Annotated in this window: 12 protein-coding genes; 9 read left to right on the top strand and 3 right to left on the bottom strand. The window is 61.4% G+C overall.

Translation table 11 applies throughout. The features are described 5' to 3' along the window. Positions 1–10: 10 nt before the first annotated feature. On the top strand, positions 11–1,219 hold the full coding sequence (locus BUC36_RS06675) for a cytochrome-c peroxidase (protein WP_407661767.1): 1,209 nt from the start codon (positions 11–13) through the stop codon (positions 1,217–1,219). A gap of 60 nt (positions 1,220–1,279) precedes the next feature. Then, a complete protein-coding gene (locus BUC36_RS06670; protein ID WP_073272961.1) occupies positions 1,280–2,866 on the top strand; it encodes a parallel beta-helix domain-containing protein in 1,587 nt (528 codons plus the stop codon). Positions 2,867–3,144: 278 nt separating this feature from the next. Here BUC36_RS06670 and BUC36_RS06665 read toward each other — a convergent pair whose 3' ends face one another. The 3 genes from BUC36_RS06665 to BUC36_RS06655 all read right to left on the bottom strand — a co-directional run bounded on the left by BUC36_RS06665 (position 3,145) and on the right by BUC36_RS06655 (position 5,988). Further along, the gene (locus tag BUC36_RS06665) at positions 3,145–3,417 is read right to left on the bottom strand and encodes a hypothetical protein (RefSeq protein WP_073272959.1); all 273 of its coding nucleotides are present in this window, start codon (positions 3,415–3,417) and stop codon (positions 3,145–3,147) included. 102 nt (positions 3,418–3,519) lie between these two features. Next, a complete protein-coding gene (locus BUC36_RS06660) occupies positions 3,520–3,900 on the bottom strand; it encodes a SirB2 family protein (protein ID WP_073272956.1) in 381 nt (126 codons plus the stop codon). Between the two features lie 174 nt (positions 3,901–4,074). Then, positions 4,075–5,988, bottom strand: a complete 1,914-nt coding sequence (locus tag BUC36_RS06655; protein ID WP_073272954.1) for a histidine kinase — start codon at positions 5,986–5,988, stop codon at positions 4,075–4,077. Between the two features lie 285 nt (positions 5,989–6,273). On the opposite strand from BUC36_RS06655, the gene BUC36_RS06650 reads away from it, so the two are divergent. The 7 genes from BUC36_RS06650 (at position 6,274) to ubiM (ending at position 15,760) form a co-directional block, all read left to right on the top strand. Continuing rightward, positions 6,274–10,035 carry a nitrate reductase subunit alpha gene (locus BUC36_RS06650; protein WP_073272952.1) on the top strand — a complete coding sequence of 1,254 codons (3,762 nt, stop codon included), beginning with the start codon at positions 6,274–6,276 and terminating at the stop codon, positions 10,033–10,035. After that, on the top strand, positions 10,032–11,579 hold the full coding sequence (narH, locus tag BUC36_RS06645) for a nitrate reductase subunit beta (protein WP_073272950.1): 1,548 nt from the start codon (positions 10,032–10,034) through the stop codon (positions 11,577–11,579). The genes BUC36_RS06650 and narH overlap by 4 nt, the downstream gene beginning before the upstream one ends. 12 nt (positions 11,580–11,591) lie before the next feature. Continuing rightward, the gene (gene narJ, locus BUC36_RS06640; RefSeq protein WP_073272948.1) at positions 11,592–12,305 is read left to right on the top strand and encodes a nitrate reductase molybdenum cofactor assembly chaperone; all 714 of its coding nucleotides are present in this window, start codon (positions 11,592–11,594) and stop codon (positions 12,303–12,305) included. Positions 12,306–12,329: 24 nt separating this feature from the next. Further along, positions 12,330–13,025: a respiratory nitrate reductase subunit gamma gene (narI, locus tag BUC36_RS06635; protein WP_073272945.1), complete on the top strand. Its 696-nt coding sequence runs from the start codon at positions 12,330–12,332 to the stop codon at positions 13,023–13,025. Positions 13,026–13,040: 15 nt separating this feature from the next. Then, the gene (locus tag BUC36_RS06630; protein ID WP_073272943.1) at positions 13,041–13,880 is read left to right on the top strand and encodes a peptidylprolyl isomerase; all 840 of its coding nucleotides are present in this window, start codon (positions 13,041–13,043) and stop codon (positions 13,878–13,880) included. Then, positions 13,867–14,535 (top strand): carbonate dehydratase, encoded by a 669-nt coding sequence (gene can, locus BUC36_RS06625; protein ID WP_073272941.1) that lies wholly within the window; start codon positions 13,867–13,869, stop codon positions 14,533–14,535. Before BUC36_RS06630 ends, can begins: the two co-directional genes overlap by 14 nt. Positions 14,536–14,602: 67 nt before the next feature. Then, a complete protein-coding gene (ubiM, locus tag BUC36_RS06620; protein ID WP_073272939.1) occupies positions 14,603–15,760 on the top strand; it encodes a 5-demethoxyubiquinol-8 5-hydroxylase UbiM in 1,158 nt (385 codons plus the stop codon). Positions 15,761–15,773: the final 13 nt, after the last annotated feature.

Below are 15,773 nucleotides of genomic sequence, written 5' to 3'. Positions count from 1 at the left end.
CAAGATGCGCATGAAAAACCCGATCCTCTGGGCCACCGCCCTGGCCGCCACGCTCAGTGGCAGCATGGCTACCGGTGCCAGTACCGCCGCAGCCGCGCCGATTGAGCTGGCCAGCGACTGCCCGCCGGGCTTCGAGCTGGCCGACAGCAACCAGTGCAGGCTGCGCACCCTCTACGATGGTTACAAGTCGCTGGAAGACAAGGGCGTGGGCGGTCTGAGGACGGCATTGCCGGCGGTGCGCGACGGCTTCAGTCCGCAGCAGATTGACCTGGGGCGCTACCTCTTCTTCGACCCGCTGCTGTCCGGCGACAACAGCCTGTCCTGTGCCAGCTGCCACCATCCGCAGCTGGGTTTTGCCGATGGTCGCGCAACCAGTATTGGTATTGGTGGCGCAGAGGTGCCGCGCGCGGCGCCCACGCTGTGGAACGTGGGTTTCCTGCAGAAACTGTTCTGGGATGCGCGCGCAGATAACCTCGAACAGCAGATGCAGGGTCCGCTGTATTCCGAGGTTGAGATGGGCAGCAATCCTGCGCAGTTGCTGGCCGATATCGGCGGCAGTGCCGATTACCGGCGGCTGTTTGGCGAGGCCTTCCCGGGGCACCGGGGGCAGCCGACCCTGGAGCAGATCTACACCGCCATCGCCGCCTTCGAGTCGTCACTGGTTTCGCTCAACAGCCGCTACGACCAGTACGCGCACGGTTACCAGGACGCACTCAACGAGAAAGAGAAGGAGGGGCTGAATATTTTCCGCTCCTTCGTGGCGCGCTGTGCCGAATGCCATACGCCGCCGCTGTTCACCAACCAGCAGATAGCGGTAATCGGCGTGAACGAGCCGGAAGGGCGCAAGTTCGACCCGGGCGCCGCTGCCGTCTTCGACAATCCCACCTGGCACGGCGGCTTCAAGGTGCCGTCGCTGCGCAATATCGTCAAGACAGCGCCCTACATGCACTCGGGGACTTTTGACACCCTGCGCGATGCCGCGGAGTTCTATACCCTCGGCCGCGGCCACGCGCTGCCGGATGAGGAAAAGCAGCGCATGATCCTGCACTGGCACATCTGGGAGCCGGACCTGAGCGATGAGGAGATCGATCGCCTGGTGGATTTCATGGGCACGCTGACCGACGAAATGTTCATTCCGCGTACCCCGGTGCGGGTGCCGTCGGGCCTTGCGCCCATCGGCAACTTGCCGGAAGCGCTGCAAATACAGGCACGCAACTGATTGGGATCAAAGCTCAAAACCGATTCACATTCACCACGCACATAATAAAAAGGACATCACATGGCCAACAAATTCGTTACTGCAGTCGCGGCGCTGGGCCTGCTGGCGGCCGGCGCCTATGTCGGCAAGCAATGGGGGCAGGACAACAGCCACACGATCATCGGCGATGCCGACCGTTTCACCAGTGAATCTTCAGCGGCAGCGCTGTCCGGCAGTGCGCGTTTTGACAGTTCCGTGGGCGCCAGCGGTGCCGGCCAGGTGTGGGAAGTAAAGGACGGTGACTCTATCCAGAAGGCTGTGTCCGAGGCCGCCCCGGGGGATGTGATCAGGGTCTACCCCGGCACCTACAGCGAAACCGTCTACATCGACAAGGATGATATCCAGCTGACCGGCGTCGTCGTCGATGGCCAGTGGCCGGTGATGGAAGGCCTGAAAAAACTTAACGACGCCATTCTCTATTCCGGCAATAACATCACCGTCGAGAACTTCCGCATCCAGCACTACAAGGGCAATGCGGTCATGGGGCAGGCGGGCAACAACTTCCTGATCCGCAACAATCACGTGATCGATACCGGCGTGTACGGCATCTTCCCCCAGCTGGGCAAGAACGGCCTGATTTCACACAATATCCTCAGCGGCATCGAGGACGCGGCCATCTACGTGGGCATGTGTGACAATATCCATGTGTCGCACAACGAGGTATTCGACAGCGTTGCGGGCATCGAGATTGAGAACACCCGCGATTCCATCGTGGAAAACAACTATGTGCACGACAATACCGGCGGCGTACTGGTATTCATCACCCCGGGCCTGCCGATTAAGGACACGGTCAACACCATCGTGCGCAACAACTTTATCGTCAACAACAATACTGCCAACTTCGGCGCAGTGGGCTCTATTGTGGCCGGCGTGCCGGCCGGAACCGGGATCCTGAACATGGCGGGCGACAAGACCACCATCGAAGGCAATGTCATCAGCGGCAACAAGAACATCGGCATCCTGATTACCGATCACCACAATGCGCCCAACCTGACATTGGATCCGGAGTCCGATCCCAGTTCGGACGAGGTGGCGATCCTCAACAACTTCATGTTCGACAACGGCACTGACCCGATTCCGGAAATCAAGGCGCTCAAGGCCCTGTCGCTGACCACCGGCCCGGTCGAAATCCTCAACGTCGGCGAGAGTAAAAACAGCTGCATCCTCGACCGCAACCAGTACCCGACGACGGGCCTCGACAGCTACGGTACCTGCGGCTTCAGCGACACCGCGGAGGTGATCACCTTCCTGTTGGACGAACCGGCACCGAAGCGCGAGATCGCCGCGGAAGACATGGGCAAGTCTGCCTACTATGGCGTCTGCGCCGGCTGCCACGCCTACAATGTGCGCATGATCGGCCCGCCGACCCAGATTATCCAGGCCCTGTACATGGATAATCCGGAAGGCATCGTTGAGTACATTACCAATCCCACCAAGAAGCGCGAAGACTACCCGGCCATGCCGCCGCAGAACTATCTGTCCGAGGAGGTGCGCATGGCCGCAGCCAAATACATGCTGCAGGTACGGGGTCACCAGGTGATCTCAGAAAACGACGAGAAAATGGAAAAGGACCAGGCCAAAGCCCGGGAACTGTCAGGTAAGGGCTGAACCACTACTGCCAGTCTGCGACAAACCCGGCCGCGCGCCCAATGCTGTTCACTTAGTTGATCTTGCTGCGAAGGTGGCGATATCGGGTATAGCTTTGTGAGACCGTCTGCGGCCTGGATGGCCGCAGTCGAGCCCCCATGGATGGGTTTACGGCGTGTCTCACAAAGCTATACCCGGTAGCGGTACCGTCCCGGTGTTGTTAAGTGAACAGCATTACGGACGTGCGCCGGGTTTTTCGTCTGAAAGTGGATCGCAAGGTGCCACAAATACCCGGTAACTCAGAGCGGCTCCACCAGCTGGTTGGCCGCCAGTGATTTGTAAATACGGTGGCAGGTCCTGGCAAACTTCGACACATCGCCGAGGGTCGGTTTCTCGCCGCCGTCGAGGCGCGTCTCCCACTCCTCTAGTTCCTGGTCGAGATATTCCAGCAGTTTTTTCGGGCAGCCGCGACAGGGGCCGGCGCACAGCTCGGCGGCCGGCAGGCTGAATGGCATGGTGTTGCGGACCTCGGCAATCAGTCCGCGCATCGCGGTGGTGGTATCGGGTTTCACGCCGTTTTCGACCGATGTGGTTACTGCTGCGGGTAGCCTATTTTATCCGCGCCGCCCGCTGTGCGCCCGGCTATTAATGGGTAGCCATCGCACAATATGCCCTTACAGAAATGGCAGCGGGCTCTTGGTCACTGCGGCGGCGAGTATATAGGCGAAACAGGCGGTAGCGCCCAGGGACGCCAGCAGGCGCTGACTGTTGTTGCGGGCGAAGCGCAGTGCCAGCATGCCGCACAGGATATAGCCGAGCAGGCCGACCAGCTTAGCGATCAGCCACGGTTGCGATAGCAGTACCCAGTCGAGCTTGGCGAGCAGCCACAGGGCACTGACGAGCAGCGCGGTATCGATCAGGTGCGGCAGTATTTTTGCCGGCCGGCCCGCAGCCCAGGTAGCGCCGGCCATCAGGCCGATACTGCGCAGGGCGAAGCCACTGAATGACAACAGCGCGAGTGTCATGTGCAGGTGTTTCAGTTGGCCGTAGTCCATCGATGTTGCTTCCTTAGCGGCGTACTGTCATTGCGGAGTTATCTAGTGGTCCAAGCGGTAAATCCTGTAACTGATCTCTTCGCCACAGCCCCCAGTGCTGCGTTGAAAAAGCTTGAATTAGCCCTGCTAGTCCTGCGCTTTTTCGCCTTGCCCTGGAGTCTGTAGCTGTGAGCTTTAGTTACCGAATTTACCGCTTGAACCACTAGCCCGGCGGTCGGAGTGAAACACGTCGGAATCGTCCCTGTTTTCCGGTAGGCGTGCGCGGGCGTATTCGGGCAGGAATGAAAATGCCACTTCGGTGCCGCCGGTATCGCGCCGGTGAATATCCAGTTCACCGCGGAGGTTACTGGCGCGCTCCTGCATGATCGACATGCCGAAGTGGTTGCGCTTCTCCGGCGAATCGCTGATGCCCTTGCCGTTATCACAGATGCTGGCGAGGACCCGCTGTCCGGCGCCCGGCACCAGATTGATGCTGACGCGATCACCCCAGGAGTGATAGACCGCATTCTGCGAAGCCTCGCGCACCAGCTGCAGCAGGTGAATCTCCTCGTTGGGGGTGAGGGGGATTTCCTCCAGTTCGTAATTGAACTCGATATTGATTTCCGGGTGCTGCTCGCGGTACTGCTCCACGGAGCGCTGCAGGATATCGCGCAGGCCGCCCTCGGCCACCTGCAGGCGGAAGGTGGTTAGCAGTTCGCGCAGCTGCCGGTAGGAGCTGTTCAGCCCCTGTTTCAGTTCGTCGGTGATCTCGCTGACCTGGTCGCGATCGATGCTGTCACTCTTGGTGCAGCGGCTCAGGCGCGCCACCTGAATTTTCAGGTAGGACAGCGACTGGGCCAGGGAATCGTGCAGTTCGCGGGCGATGATGCCGCGCTCGTCCATCAGCGCCACTCGGCGCTCGTGCTCGCCGCGCTCTTTCAGGGTGATCGCGGTGGTGATCGCATCGGCGAACGCACTGAGGCGCTGCTGCTGCTCGCGGTGCAACAGCTGGTGGCTGGGCAGGCTGCACACCAGCACGCCGTAATTGCGCTTGTCCGCCTCGAGCGGGAAGCGGTATAGGCGCTGCTCGATGCCCGCCGCCGGGCCGCAGGAACGCGAGCAGCTGAAGCACTCTTGCTCCTCGCAGCTGCGGTTGCCCTCGCCGTAAATCAGGTGCTCGTAGGGGGTTTCTCCCTCCGGTGTCATCAGGCACAGGTCCAGATCGGAGAGATTGGTCAGCTCGCTGAACTCTTCCAGCCAGCGCTCTATCTCGTTGCCGTTGAGCGGCCCCTCGCTGATGCGCCGCGCCAGCCGGTACTGGAAATCGAGTACTTCGTGGCTCTGTTGCAGTTGTTTGGTTTTTTCCTTTACGCGGTCTTCCAGCTGGCGGTGAGTCTGGTCGATGACCTCACTCATGCCCTTTATCGTTTGCGCGAGCATGCCCAGCTCGTCCTCGCTTTCCAGCATGGTGAGCCGCGGGCGGAAATTGCCGCGCGCGATTCCCCGGCAGCTGGCGATCAGTTCGCGCAGCGGCTGCTCCACCGAGCGCGACAGGGTGAACATCGAGAAATAGACCAGGGTGATGGTGGCGAACAGCGAGGTCAGTTGCACGATGCGCAGAAACTCGACCTTGTCTTCGGCGATACGCTGGTAGTCGAGTACCAGCTTGTCCACCTTGTCGACAAAGGTATCGGTGGTGGCCAACAGTTCCGCACTGCCGATATCCCGCTCGCCGGTGGCGACGGCTTCCAGCAACGGCCGCATATGCTGCTGCCAGTCCTGCTGTACCTCGCGAAAGTCCCGCGCCGCTGCCGAGGAATCGGACAGGGGGAAATTCGAAATGTCGGAGATCTTCTTCAGCCGCTTGTTCAGAGCGTCCGCCAGCTCCTGCGTGGCCGCAGCGTCACCGCTCTGCGCGGTGGAGGCCAGTTTGTAGCTCATGGCGCGCACGAAACCCGACACGTTGATCGCCTCGGCGTCGTGCTGGGCCGCATCGGAGATGACGTAGGACGCCACCATCGAACTGATCGCGACTACGGCGGTGAGCAGCAGTAACACGCCGATCCGGAACACGATGGACTGACGGATGCGATGGAAAACCTTGGCCATAGGAGGCGCCTTTGCTGGTACGTGCACATTATGCCTAGAGGCATTGTATTTGGTAGTACCCCCAAAAAACCAACTGTGCGGTTCCCACCCCTCCGCGGAGGCAGAAATGCCCGCTGGCCCGGCCATTACTGCGCCGCGGGGCGGTAGCGCTTTCCTGGCTCTACCCCCAAAGGAGTAGGGCCTTCATTTTGGCCGTTTTACCCCCCGGTGTATTCCTCGGTGGCAGCTTTTATATTCCATCCCACCTACAAATCACGCACCGGCATGTCTGTCTCGGAGTAATGTATGAGCCACTTTCTGGACCGCCTGAAGTACTTCAAAAAGCACAAGGAATCGTTCGCCGATGGCCACGGCGAAAAAACCTACGATGACCGCAGTTGGGAAGACGGTTACCGTCGCCGCTGGCAATTCGACAAGATCGTCCGTTCCACCCACGGGGTTAACTGCACCGGTTCGTGCAGCTGGAAGATCTATGTAAAAGACGGTCTGGTCACCTGGGAGACCCAGCAGACCGACTATCCGCGCACCCGCCCGGACCTGCCCAACCACGAGCCGCGCGGCTGCCCCCGCGGTGCCAGCTACTCCTGGTACATGTATTCCGCCAACCGCCTCAAGTACCCGAAGATCCGCAAGCGCCTGGTGAAACTGTGGCGCGAGGCCAAGCAGAAGCACGCCGACCCGGTCGAGGCCTGGGCCAGCATCGTCGAGGACCCGGCCAAGGCGAAGTCCTACAAGGAATGCCGCGGTATGGGCGGCTTCGTGCGCATCGACTGGAACGAGGTCAACGAGCTGATCGCCGCTTCCAACGTCTACACCGCCAAGACCTACGGCCCCGACCGCGTCTCCGGCTTCTCGCCGATCCCGGCCATGTCGATGGTCTCCTACGCCGCCGGCGCGCGCTACCTGTCGCTGATCGGCGGTAACTGCCTGAGCTTCTACGACTGGTACTGCGACCTGCCGCCGTCCTCGCCGCAGATCTGGGGCGAGCAGACCGACGTGCCGGAATCCGCCGACTGGTACAACTCCAACTACCTGATCGTGTGGGGCTCCAACGTCCCGCAGACCCGTACCCCGGATGCCCACTTCCTCAGCGAGGTGCGCTACAAGGGCGCCAAGACCTGTGTCATCACCTCCGACTACTCGGAGTGCTCCAAGTTTGGCGACACCTGGCTGGCGCCGCGCCAGGGCACCGACGCCGCGCTGGCGATGGCCTTCGGCCACGTGATCCTGAAGGAATTCCACGTCGACAAGCCCAGCGCCTACTTCACCGAGTATGTGCGCAACACCACCGACATGCCGATGCTGGTGACCCTGGAGGAGAAAGACGGTCGCCTGGTACAGGATCGCTTCCTGCGCGCGTCCGACCTGGTGGACAACCTCGGCCAGGACAACAACCCCGAGTGGAAGACCATCGCCATCAACGAAGATGGACGACTGGTATCCCCGACTGGCTCTGTCGGCTACCGCTGGGGCGAGCAGGGCAAGTGGAACATCGAGCCGCGCGACGGCGCCGACGGTTCCGAGCTGAAGCTGAAACTGAGCCTGAAGGACTGCGCCGACGAGACCGCCAATGTGGCCTTCCCCTATTTTGGAGGCCAGGCGCACGAGTACGACTACTTCCAGCACACCGACCACGAAGACGTGATCGAGTACAAGGTGCCGGTCAAGAAGGTCAGCGGCGCCGATGGCAAGACCATCCTGGTCGCCAGCGTCTTCGACCTGACCCTGGCCAACTACGGTGTCGAGCACGGCCTCAATGACCCGGCCTGCGCGCAGAGCTACGACGAGGACAAGCCCTACACCCCGGCCTGGCAGGAGAAGGTCACCGGCGTGAAGCGCGATGATGTCATCCGCGTTGCGCGCGAGTTCGCCACCACCGCCGACAAGACCCGCGGACGTTCCATGGTCATCGTCGGTGCGGCGCTGAACCACTGGTACCACATGGACATGAACTACCGCGGCCTCATCAACATGCTGATGATGTGCGGCTGTATCGGCCAGAGTGGCGGTGGCTGGGCGCACTACGTGGGCCAGGAGAAACTGCGCCCGCAGACCGGCTGGACGCCGCTGGCGTTCGCACTCGACTGGCAGCGCCCGCCGCGCCATATGAACGGTACCTCCTTCTTCTACAACCACTCCAACCAGTGGCGCTACGAGAAGCTGGAGATGACCGAGGTGATCTCGCCGCTGGCCGACAAGGCCAAGTGGAGCGGTTCCATCATCGACTTCAACAGCCGCGCCGAGCGCATGGGCTGGCTGCCGTCCGCGCCGCAGCTGGGTATGAACCCGCTGCAGCTGGTCAAGGATGCCGAAGCCGCCGGTATGTCACCGCAGGAATATGCAGTGCAGCGACTGAAGAGCGGCGAACTGCAGTTTGCCAACCAGGATCCGGACAACCCGCAGAACTTCCCGCGCAATATGTTTATCTGGCGCTCCAACCTGCTGGGTTCCTCCGGTAAGGGCCACGAGTACATGCTGCGTCACCTGCTGGGTACCAAGCACGGCCTGATGGGCAAGGACCTGGGTGAGTCCGGCGGCAAGAAGCCGGAAGATGTCACCTGGCGCGAAGAGCCGCGCGAGGGCAAGGTCGACCTGCTGGTGACCCTGGACTTCCGCATGTCCACCACCTGTCTCTACTCGGACATCGTCCTGCCGACCGCCACCTGGTACGAGAAGGACGACATGAATACCTCGGATATGCATCCGTTTATTCACCCGCTGACCAAGGCGGTGGATCCGGCCTGGGAAGCGCGCAGCGACTGGGAAATCTTCAAGGGCATCGCCAAGCAGTTCTCCGACCTGACCCAGGGCCACCTGGGTGTGGAAAAGGATCTGGTGACCCTGCCGATCCACCACGACACGCCCACCGAGATTGCGCAGCCGTTCGGCGTGAAGTCCTGGTGGAAAGGCGAGTGCGACCTGGTGCCGGGCGTGACCGCACCGAGCATGATCGTGGTGGAGCGCGATTACCCGAACACCTACAACCGCTTCACCTCCATCGGTCCGCTGCTGGAAAAACTCGGCAACGGCGGTAAGGGCATCAACTGGAATACCGATGCGGAAGTGGACTTCCTGAAGAAGCTGAACCGCACCTACAGCGAGGATTCCGAGCGCAACGGCCGCGCCAAGATCGAATCGGCGGTGGACGCCGCGGAGATGATCCTGTCGCTGGCACCGGAGACCAACGGTCAGGTGGCGGTGAAGGCCTGGGAGGCGCTCGGCCAGATTACCGGCCGCGATCACACGCACCTGGCGAAGCCGAAGGAAGAGGAAAAGATCCGCTTCAACGACATCGTCGCGCAGCCGCGCAAGATCATCTCGTCGCCGACCTGGTCCGGTCTGGAAGACGAGCATGTGAGCTACAACGCCGGCTACACCAACGTGCACGAGTACATCCCCTGGCGCACCATCACCGGCCGCCAGCAGTTCTACCAGGATCACGAGTGGATGCGTGATTTCGGCGAGACCATGTGTGTGTACAAGCCGCCGATCAACCTGAAGACCGTCGAGCCGGTGCTGAACAAGAAGTCCAACGGCAACAAGGAAATCCTGTTGAACTGGATCACCCCGCACCAGAAGTGGGGTATCCACAGCACCTACTCCGACAACCTGCTGATGCTGACCCTGTCCCGCGGTGGCCCCATCGTGTGGATGAGTGAAACAGACGCGAAGCTGGCCGGTATCGAAGACAACGACTGGATCGAAATCTTCAACGTCAACGGTGCCATCGCCGCCCGCGCGGTGGTATCGCAGCGGGTACCGGACGGCATGGCGATGATGTACCACGCCCAGGAGCGCATCGTGAACACCCCCGGAGCCGAAACCACCGGCACCCGCGGCGGTATCCACAACTCCGTGACCCGTGCGGTGATGAAACCCACCCACATGATCGGTGGCTATGCGCAGCAGTCCTACGGCTTCAACTACTACGGCACCGTCGGTTGTAACCGCGACGAGTTTGTAATTGTGAGAAAGATGAACAAGGTCGACTGGCTCGACGGAGAAGATGTCAAAGTGGCTGCGGCCGCAGAGGAGGCAGTTCAATGAAAGTAAGAGCGCAAATCGGCATGGTGCTGAACCTCGACAAGTGCATCGGCTGCCATACCTGTTCCGTCACCTGTAAAAACGTCTGGACCTCCCGCGAGGGGGTCGAGTACGCCTGGTTTAACAACGTCGAGACCAAGCCCGGTATCGGCTACCCGAAAGAGTGGGAGAACCAGGACAAGTACAACGGCGGCTGGATCCGCAAGAAGAACGGCAAGCTGGAGCCGCGCCAGGGTGGCAAGCGCCGCGTGCTGGCGAATATTTTCGGCAACCCGGATATGCCGGAAATCGACGACTACTACGAGCCGTTCGACTTCGACTACCAGAACCTGCACAAGGCCCCCGAGCAGAAGCACCAGCCGGTAGCCCGGCCGCGCTCCCTGATCAGCGGCCAGCGCATGGAGAAGATCGACTGGGGCCCCAACTGGGAAGAAATCCTCGGTACCGAATTCGAAAAGCGCAAGAAGGACAAGAACTTCGACGAAGTGCAGGCGGACATCTACGGTGAGTTCGAAAACACCTTCATGATGTACCTGCCGCGCCTGTGTGAGCACTGCCTCAACCCGGCCTGTGTGGCGTCCTGCCCGAGCGGCGCCATCTACAAGCGCGAGGAAGACGGCATCGTGCTGATCGACCAGGACAAGTGCCGCGGCTGGCGCATGTGCGTGTCCGGCTGCCCGTACAAGAAGATCTACTACAACTGGAAAACCGGTAAGTCCGAGAAGTGTATCTTCTGCTACCCGCGTATCGAGTCCGGGCAGCCGACCATCTGCTCCGAGACCTGTGTTGGCCGCATCCGCTACCTGGGTGTGCTGCTGTACGACGCGGATCGCATCGAAGAAGCGGCCTCGGTAGAGAACGACAAAGACCTGTACCAGGCGCAGTGCGACATCTTCCTCGATCCGAGTGATCCGCAGGTGCAGGCAGCCGCGCGCGCGGAAGGCATTCCGCAGGCGTGGATCGACGCCGCGCAGCAGTCCCCCGTCTACAAGATGGCGATCGACTGGAAAGTGGCGCTGCCGCTGCACCCGGAGTACCGCACGCTGCCGATGGTCTGGTATGTGCCGCCGCTGTCACCGATCCAGAACGCGGTACAGGAAGGTCACGTCGAGACAGTGACCGTCGGCATGAATGCCGAGATCCCGGACCTGTCCACGCTGCGTATTCCGCTGAAGTACCTCGCCAACCTGCTGACCGCGGGCGACGAGGCGCCGGTGGCGCGCGCGCTGGAGCGCATGATCGTGATGCGCGCCTACATGCGCGGTATCCACGTGGATGGTGTGCAGGATCGCGATCTGCTGGAGCAGGCCGGCATGACCGTGCAGCAGGTCGAGGATATGTACCGCTACATGGCCCTGGCCAACTACGAGGATCGCTTCGTGGTGCCGTCCAGCCACAAGGCCTACGCGGAAAATGCCTACGACATGAAGTCCTCCTGCGGTTTCAGCTTCGGCAACGGCTGCAGCACCGGCAACGACTCCGTCAATATCTTTGGCGGCAAGAAGCAGACAGTGCGCCAGGTCATCCCGGCGAAAATTGTCGACTAACAGGAGCAGGTCATGAAAACCCTTCAGTTGATATCCCGACTGCTGGACTACCCGGACGATGCGCTCGCCGCGCATCTGCCGGAGCTCACGTACTTTATTGCGGAGTCCAACGACCTGACGTCCTCGATGCGCGACAAGCTGCTGTGTTTTGTCGCGCACTACGAGTGTCGCGATCTGCTCGACTGGCAGAGCGAGTACGACGGCCTGTTCGAGCGCGGCCGCGCGGTGTCGCTGCATATCTTCGAGCATATCTACGGCGAGTCCCGCGATCGCGGCCAGGCCATGGTGGAGTTGCTCAAGCAGTACCGCAGTGCCGGCCTCGAACTCGCCGAGCGCGAGTTGCCGGACTACCTGCCCACCTACCTTGAGTTCTGCGCGACCCAGGAAGACGCCGCGCGCGAATGGCTGGAAGAGATCTCGCATATTCTCGCCCTGCTGGCCGCGCGCCTGCGCGACAAGGAATCCGTGTACGCGGAACTGCTCGACGCACTGGTGGATTTCGCCGGTGTCGAGGTCGACCGGGAAGGTCTCGCCGCACAGGTAGCCAAGGAGGAGCGCGACGATACGCCGGAGGCGCTGGACAAGATCTGGGAAGAGGAAGTAGTCAGCTTCTCCGCTGCCCAGGGCAGCGCCTGTGAACAGAGTGTGCAGCGCCCCAGCGCGGCGCAATTCAAGGACGACAAGTCCATCACTTGGGTCGATGCGGGCAACCACACTGCCGGATAAGCCGGTGACGCTTAGGAGTTAACGATGAATTACGTCAATACACTTTTCTTCGGAATCTATCCGTTTATCGCGCTCACGGTTTTCCTTGTGGGCAGCCTGATCCGCTACGACCGGGATCAGTACACCTGGCGCACCGGTTCCAGCCAGCTGCTGGAAAAGAAAAAACTGCGCATCGGCAGTTACCTCTTCCATATCGGTGTGCTGGCGATTCTCGCCGGCCACTTCGTTGGCCTGCTGACACCGAAGGCGGTGTGGCACGTGCTGGGCGTCGATGCGTCCACCAAACAGGCATTGGCGATGGGGGCCGGGGGACTGTTTGGCGTGGTCTGCTTTATCGGTATGACGATACTGCTGCACCGCCGCCTGACCAACCCGCGTGTGCGCGCCACCTCTTCACGCATGGACATCACCATCCTGCTGATGCTGTACGTGCAACTGATCCTCGGCCTGCTGAGCATCTTCGTCTCCGCCGGTCATATGGACGGTGCGGAAATGCTGAAGCTGATGACCTGGGCGCAGTCCATTGTCACGCTCAACGGATCCGAAGCGGCGGCCGCGATCAGCGGAGTGCACATCATCTACAAACTGCACGTGTTCCTGGGCCTGACCCTGTTCCTGGTGTTCCCGTTCAGCCGCCTGGTACACGTATGGAGCGTGCCGGTGCAGTACTTCCGCCGTAACTATCAGGTCGTAAGAGCCAAAACCACTAGCAGCCTGTAAGGCCGGGAGGTTGTCATGAGCGCACTGTTGGCTAGCGATGCAAACGATCAGCTGTTCCTCGGGCCGGTGCTGGTAAACGGCCGGCGGATTCCGGAACAGGAGATCTATGCAGAGATGCAGTATCACCCCGCGGAGACGCCGCGGGAGGCCATTTACGCGGCGGCGCGGTCGCTGGTACTGGCCGAGCTGCTGCGTGAACGGGCCCATGAATGCGGGCTGTGCGACAGCGATATCGATGTCAGCAGCGAAGCATTCGACGAGGTGATCGAGCAGCTGCTCGAGCGGGAAGTGCCGGAGCTCAAGGCGACCCGCGAACAGCGCCTTGACCATTTTGCCGCTAACCGGCAAAAGTTCAGGTCGCAGCCGCTGGCCGAAGTGCGCCATATCCTGCTGGCGGTAAAACCCGATGACGAAGGGGCCCACGAGCGCCAGCGGGACCTTGCCGAAACACTGCTGGAGCAAATCCGCAACGCACCGGATCCACTGCTGCAGTTCGCGCAACTGGCCCGGCAGCATTCGGACTGTTCCTCCCGCGACGCCGACGGCAGCCTCGGCCAGGTCGGTCCCGGCGATACGGTGGCCCCTTTTGAAGAGGCGGTATTCGCCGGCGACACCGGCCTGGTTGAACAGCCGGTGCCGACCAAGTACGGCTGGCACCTGATCTATGTCGAACAGCTGGAACCGGGGCGGCCGCTGGAGTTTTCTTATGTCGAGGAAAAAATCGGCTACTACCTGCGGGAGAAGCTGCGCCGGCAGATGATCGATGTCTTTCTCACCGAGCTGGTTTGCGCGGCGGATATCAGCGGTATCGATATGCTCGACGTGGAACGGGTATCGGAAGATGGCAGAAATTGATCGCGTATTCCTGAAAAACCGCGAGTGGGCCTCGGCCTGCTTGCGGGAGGATCCGAATTACTTCACCCGCCTGGCCGAACAGCAGGCACCGAAATACCTGTGGATCGGCTGCTCCGATTCCCGCGTACCCGCCAACCAGATCGTCGGCATGGCGCCCGGCGAACTGTTCGTGCACCGCAATATCGCCAACCTGGTTATCCACACCGATCTGAACTGCCTGTCGGTGTTGCAGTACGCCGTCGATGTGCTGGGCGTGGAGCACGTGGTCGTCTGCGGCCACTACGGCTGTGGCGGTGTGCGCGCGGCCATGGGGCACGACGAGTGCGGCCTGGTGGACAACTGGTTGCGCAATATCAAGGAAGTCTACGCGAAAAACGCCACTGATCTCGATGCAATGAATGAGCGGGATCGCCTGGTGCGCCTGTGTGAACTGAATGTAATCGAGCAGGTGCAAAACCTGGCCAAGACGAAGACCGTGCAGCACGCCTGGGATCGCGGGCAAAAACTCAGCCTGCACGGCTGGATTTACGATATCGGCGACGGCTTGATTCGCGACCTGGGCGTGCGCACTGATGATCGCAGCGGCGTACCGTCGATCTACCACGTCTACGAGAACCCGCAGGCGCAGGAGCCGTTGCCGATCAAGGTAGCCTAATGCGAGAGAACGGTCGCCGTTGCCGCCATCGCGTTCAGTGATAACAGACCCTAAGGAGCAGGACATTTTGCAGACCGATATCGCCGTTATCGGTGCGGGCCCGGCCGGGCTCGCCTTTACCGCCTTTCTTGCCAACCGCGGCTACCGGATCACGCTGGTGGATCGGCAGTCCCGCGAGGAACTGGCGGCTCCGCAGGATGACGGGCGCGAGATCGCGCTGACCCACAAATCGGTGCGCCTGCTGAAGAGTCTCGGCGCCTGGCAGCGACTGCAGGCCGACGAAGTCAGTGAACTGGCATCGGCACAGGTCGTGAACGGCCGCTCCCCCTATTGTCTCCAGTTCGACGACCGCGGCCCGCTCGGTTACATAGTGCCGAACGCGGCGATTCGCCGCGTCCTCCATGAAGTGGTGTCAACCCAACAGAATGTGCAGTTCCTGGATAACACCGCGGTAGTCGGCACCACAGTGAACGAGGATTGTCGCCTGCTGAGGTTCGACAATGGCGAGCAACTGGCAGCCGCGCTGGTGGTGGCCGCGGACAGCCGCTTTTCCGACACGCGCAGAGTGGCCGGTATCGGCGCCGACATGCGCGATTTCGGCCGCGTCGCCATTGTCGGGCGCGTGCGCACCGACAAGCCCCATGAAAATATTGCGCGGGAGTGCTTCCGCTACGGTTCCACGCTCGCGCTGTTGCCGCTGGCGGATGCGCAGCTGTCCTCGGCGGTAGTGACGGTGCCTGCCAGCCGCGGCAGTGAAATGATGGCGCTGTCCGACGATGATTTCGCCGGGCACGTGGCGCGGGAAAGCGGCGACGCGCCCGGCTCCGTAACCTGTGTGGGCAAACGCCACAGCTATCCGCTGGTGGCGGTCTATGCGAAGAATTTTTGCACCGAGCGCATGGCGCTGATCGGCGATGCGGCCGTGGGCATGCACCCGGTGACCGCACACGGATTCAACCTGGGCCTGGCCAGCGCGGACTCGCTGGCGCACCAGCTGCAACGTCCCGCCAGCCTGCGCAAGAACTCCGCGCAGGGCAGGGCGCTGGCAAAGTATCAGTTTATTCACCGGCTGGAATCACTGCCGATTTACCAGGGCACCAACCGCGTTGTCGGCCTGTTTACCGACGACCGCTGGCCGGCCAAATTCCTGCGCAAGGCGGTGCTGCGGGTGAGCAACAATTTTTCACCGATCCGCAGGGCCATCACATACCAACTGACCCGCTGACGGTCGGCGCAAG

It is taken from the genome of Microbulbifer donghaiensis (assembly GCF_900129095.1).
Taxonomy (GTDB): Bacteria; Pseudomonadota; Gammaproteobacteria; order Pseudomonadales; family Cellvibrionaceae; genus Microbulbifer; species Microbulbifer donghaiensis.
This window is presented reverse-complemented; position numbering and strand designations above follow the sequence as displayed.

What these genes read in the sequence shown, in the direction of transcription:
- BUC36_RS06675 (WP_407661767.1), top strand. Translation starts at nt 11, where the DNA reads ATGAAAAACCCGATCCTCTGGGCCACCGCCCTGGCCGCCACGCTCAGT.
- BUC36_RS06670 (WP_073272961.1), top strand. Translation starts at nt 1,280, where the DNA reads ATGGCCAACAAATTCGTTACTGCAGTCGCGGCGCTGGGCCTGCTGGCG.
- BUC36_RS06660 (WP_073272956.1), bottom strand. Translation starts at nt 3,900, where the DNA reads ATGGACTACGGCCAACTGAAACACCTGCACATGACACTCGCGCTGTTG.
- BUC36_RS06655 (WP_073272954.1), bottom strand. Translation starts at nt 5,988, where the DNA reads ATGGCCAAGGTTTTCCATCGCATCCGTCAGTCCATCGTGTTCCGGATC.
- BUC36_RS06650 (WP_073272952.1), top strand. Translation starts at nt 6,274, where the DNA reads ATGAGCCACTTTCTGGACCGCCTGAAGTACTTCAAAAAGCACAAGGAA.
- narH (WP_073272950.1), top strand. Translation starts at nt 10,032, where the DNA reads ATGAAAGTAAGAGCGCAAATCGGCATGGTGCTGAACCTCGACAAGTGC.
- narJ (WP_073272948.1), top strand. Translation starts at nt 11,592, where the DNA reads ATGAAAACCCTTCAGTTGATATCCCGACTGCTGGACTACCCGGACGAT.
- narI (WP_073272945.1), top strand. Translation starts at nt 12,330, where the DNA reads ATGAATTACGTCAATACACTTTTCTTCGGAATCTATCCGTTTATCGCG.
- BUC36_RS06630 (WP_073272943.1), top strand. Translation starts at nt 13,041, where the DNA reads ATGAGCGCACTGTTGGCTAGCGATGCAAACGATCAGCTGTTCCTCGGG.
- can (WP_073272941.1), top strand. Translation starts at nt 13,867, where the DNA reads ATGGCAGAAATTGATCGCGTATTCCTGAAAAACCGCGAGTGGGCCTCG.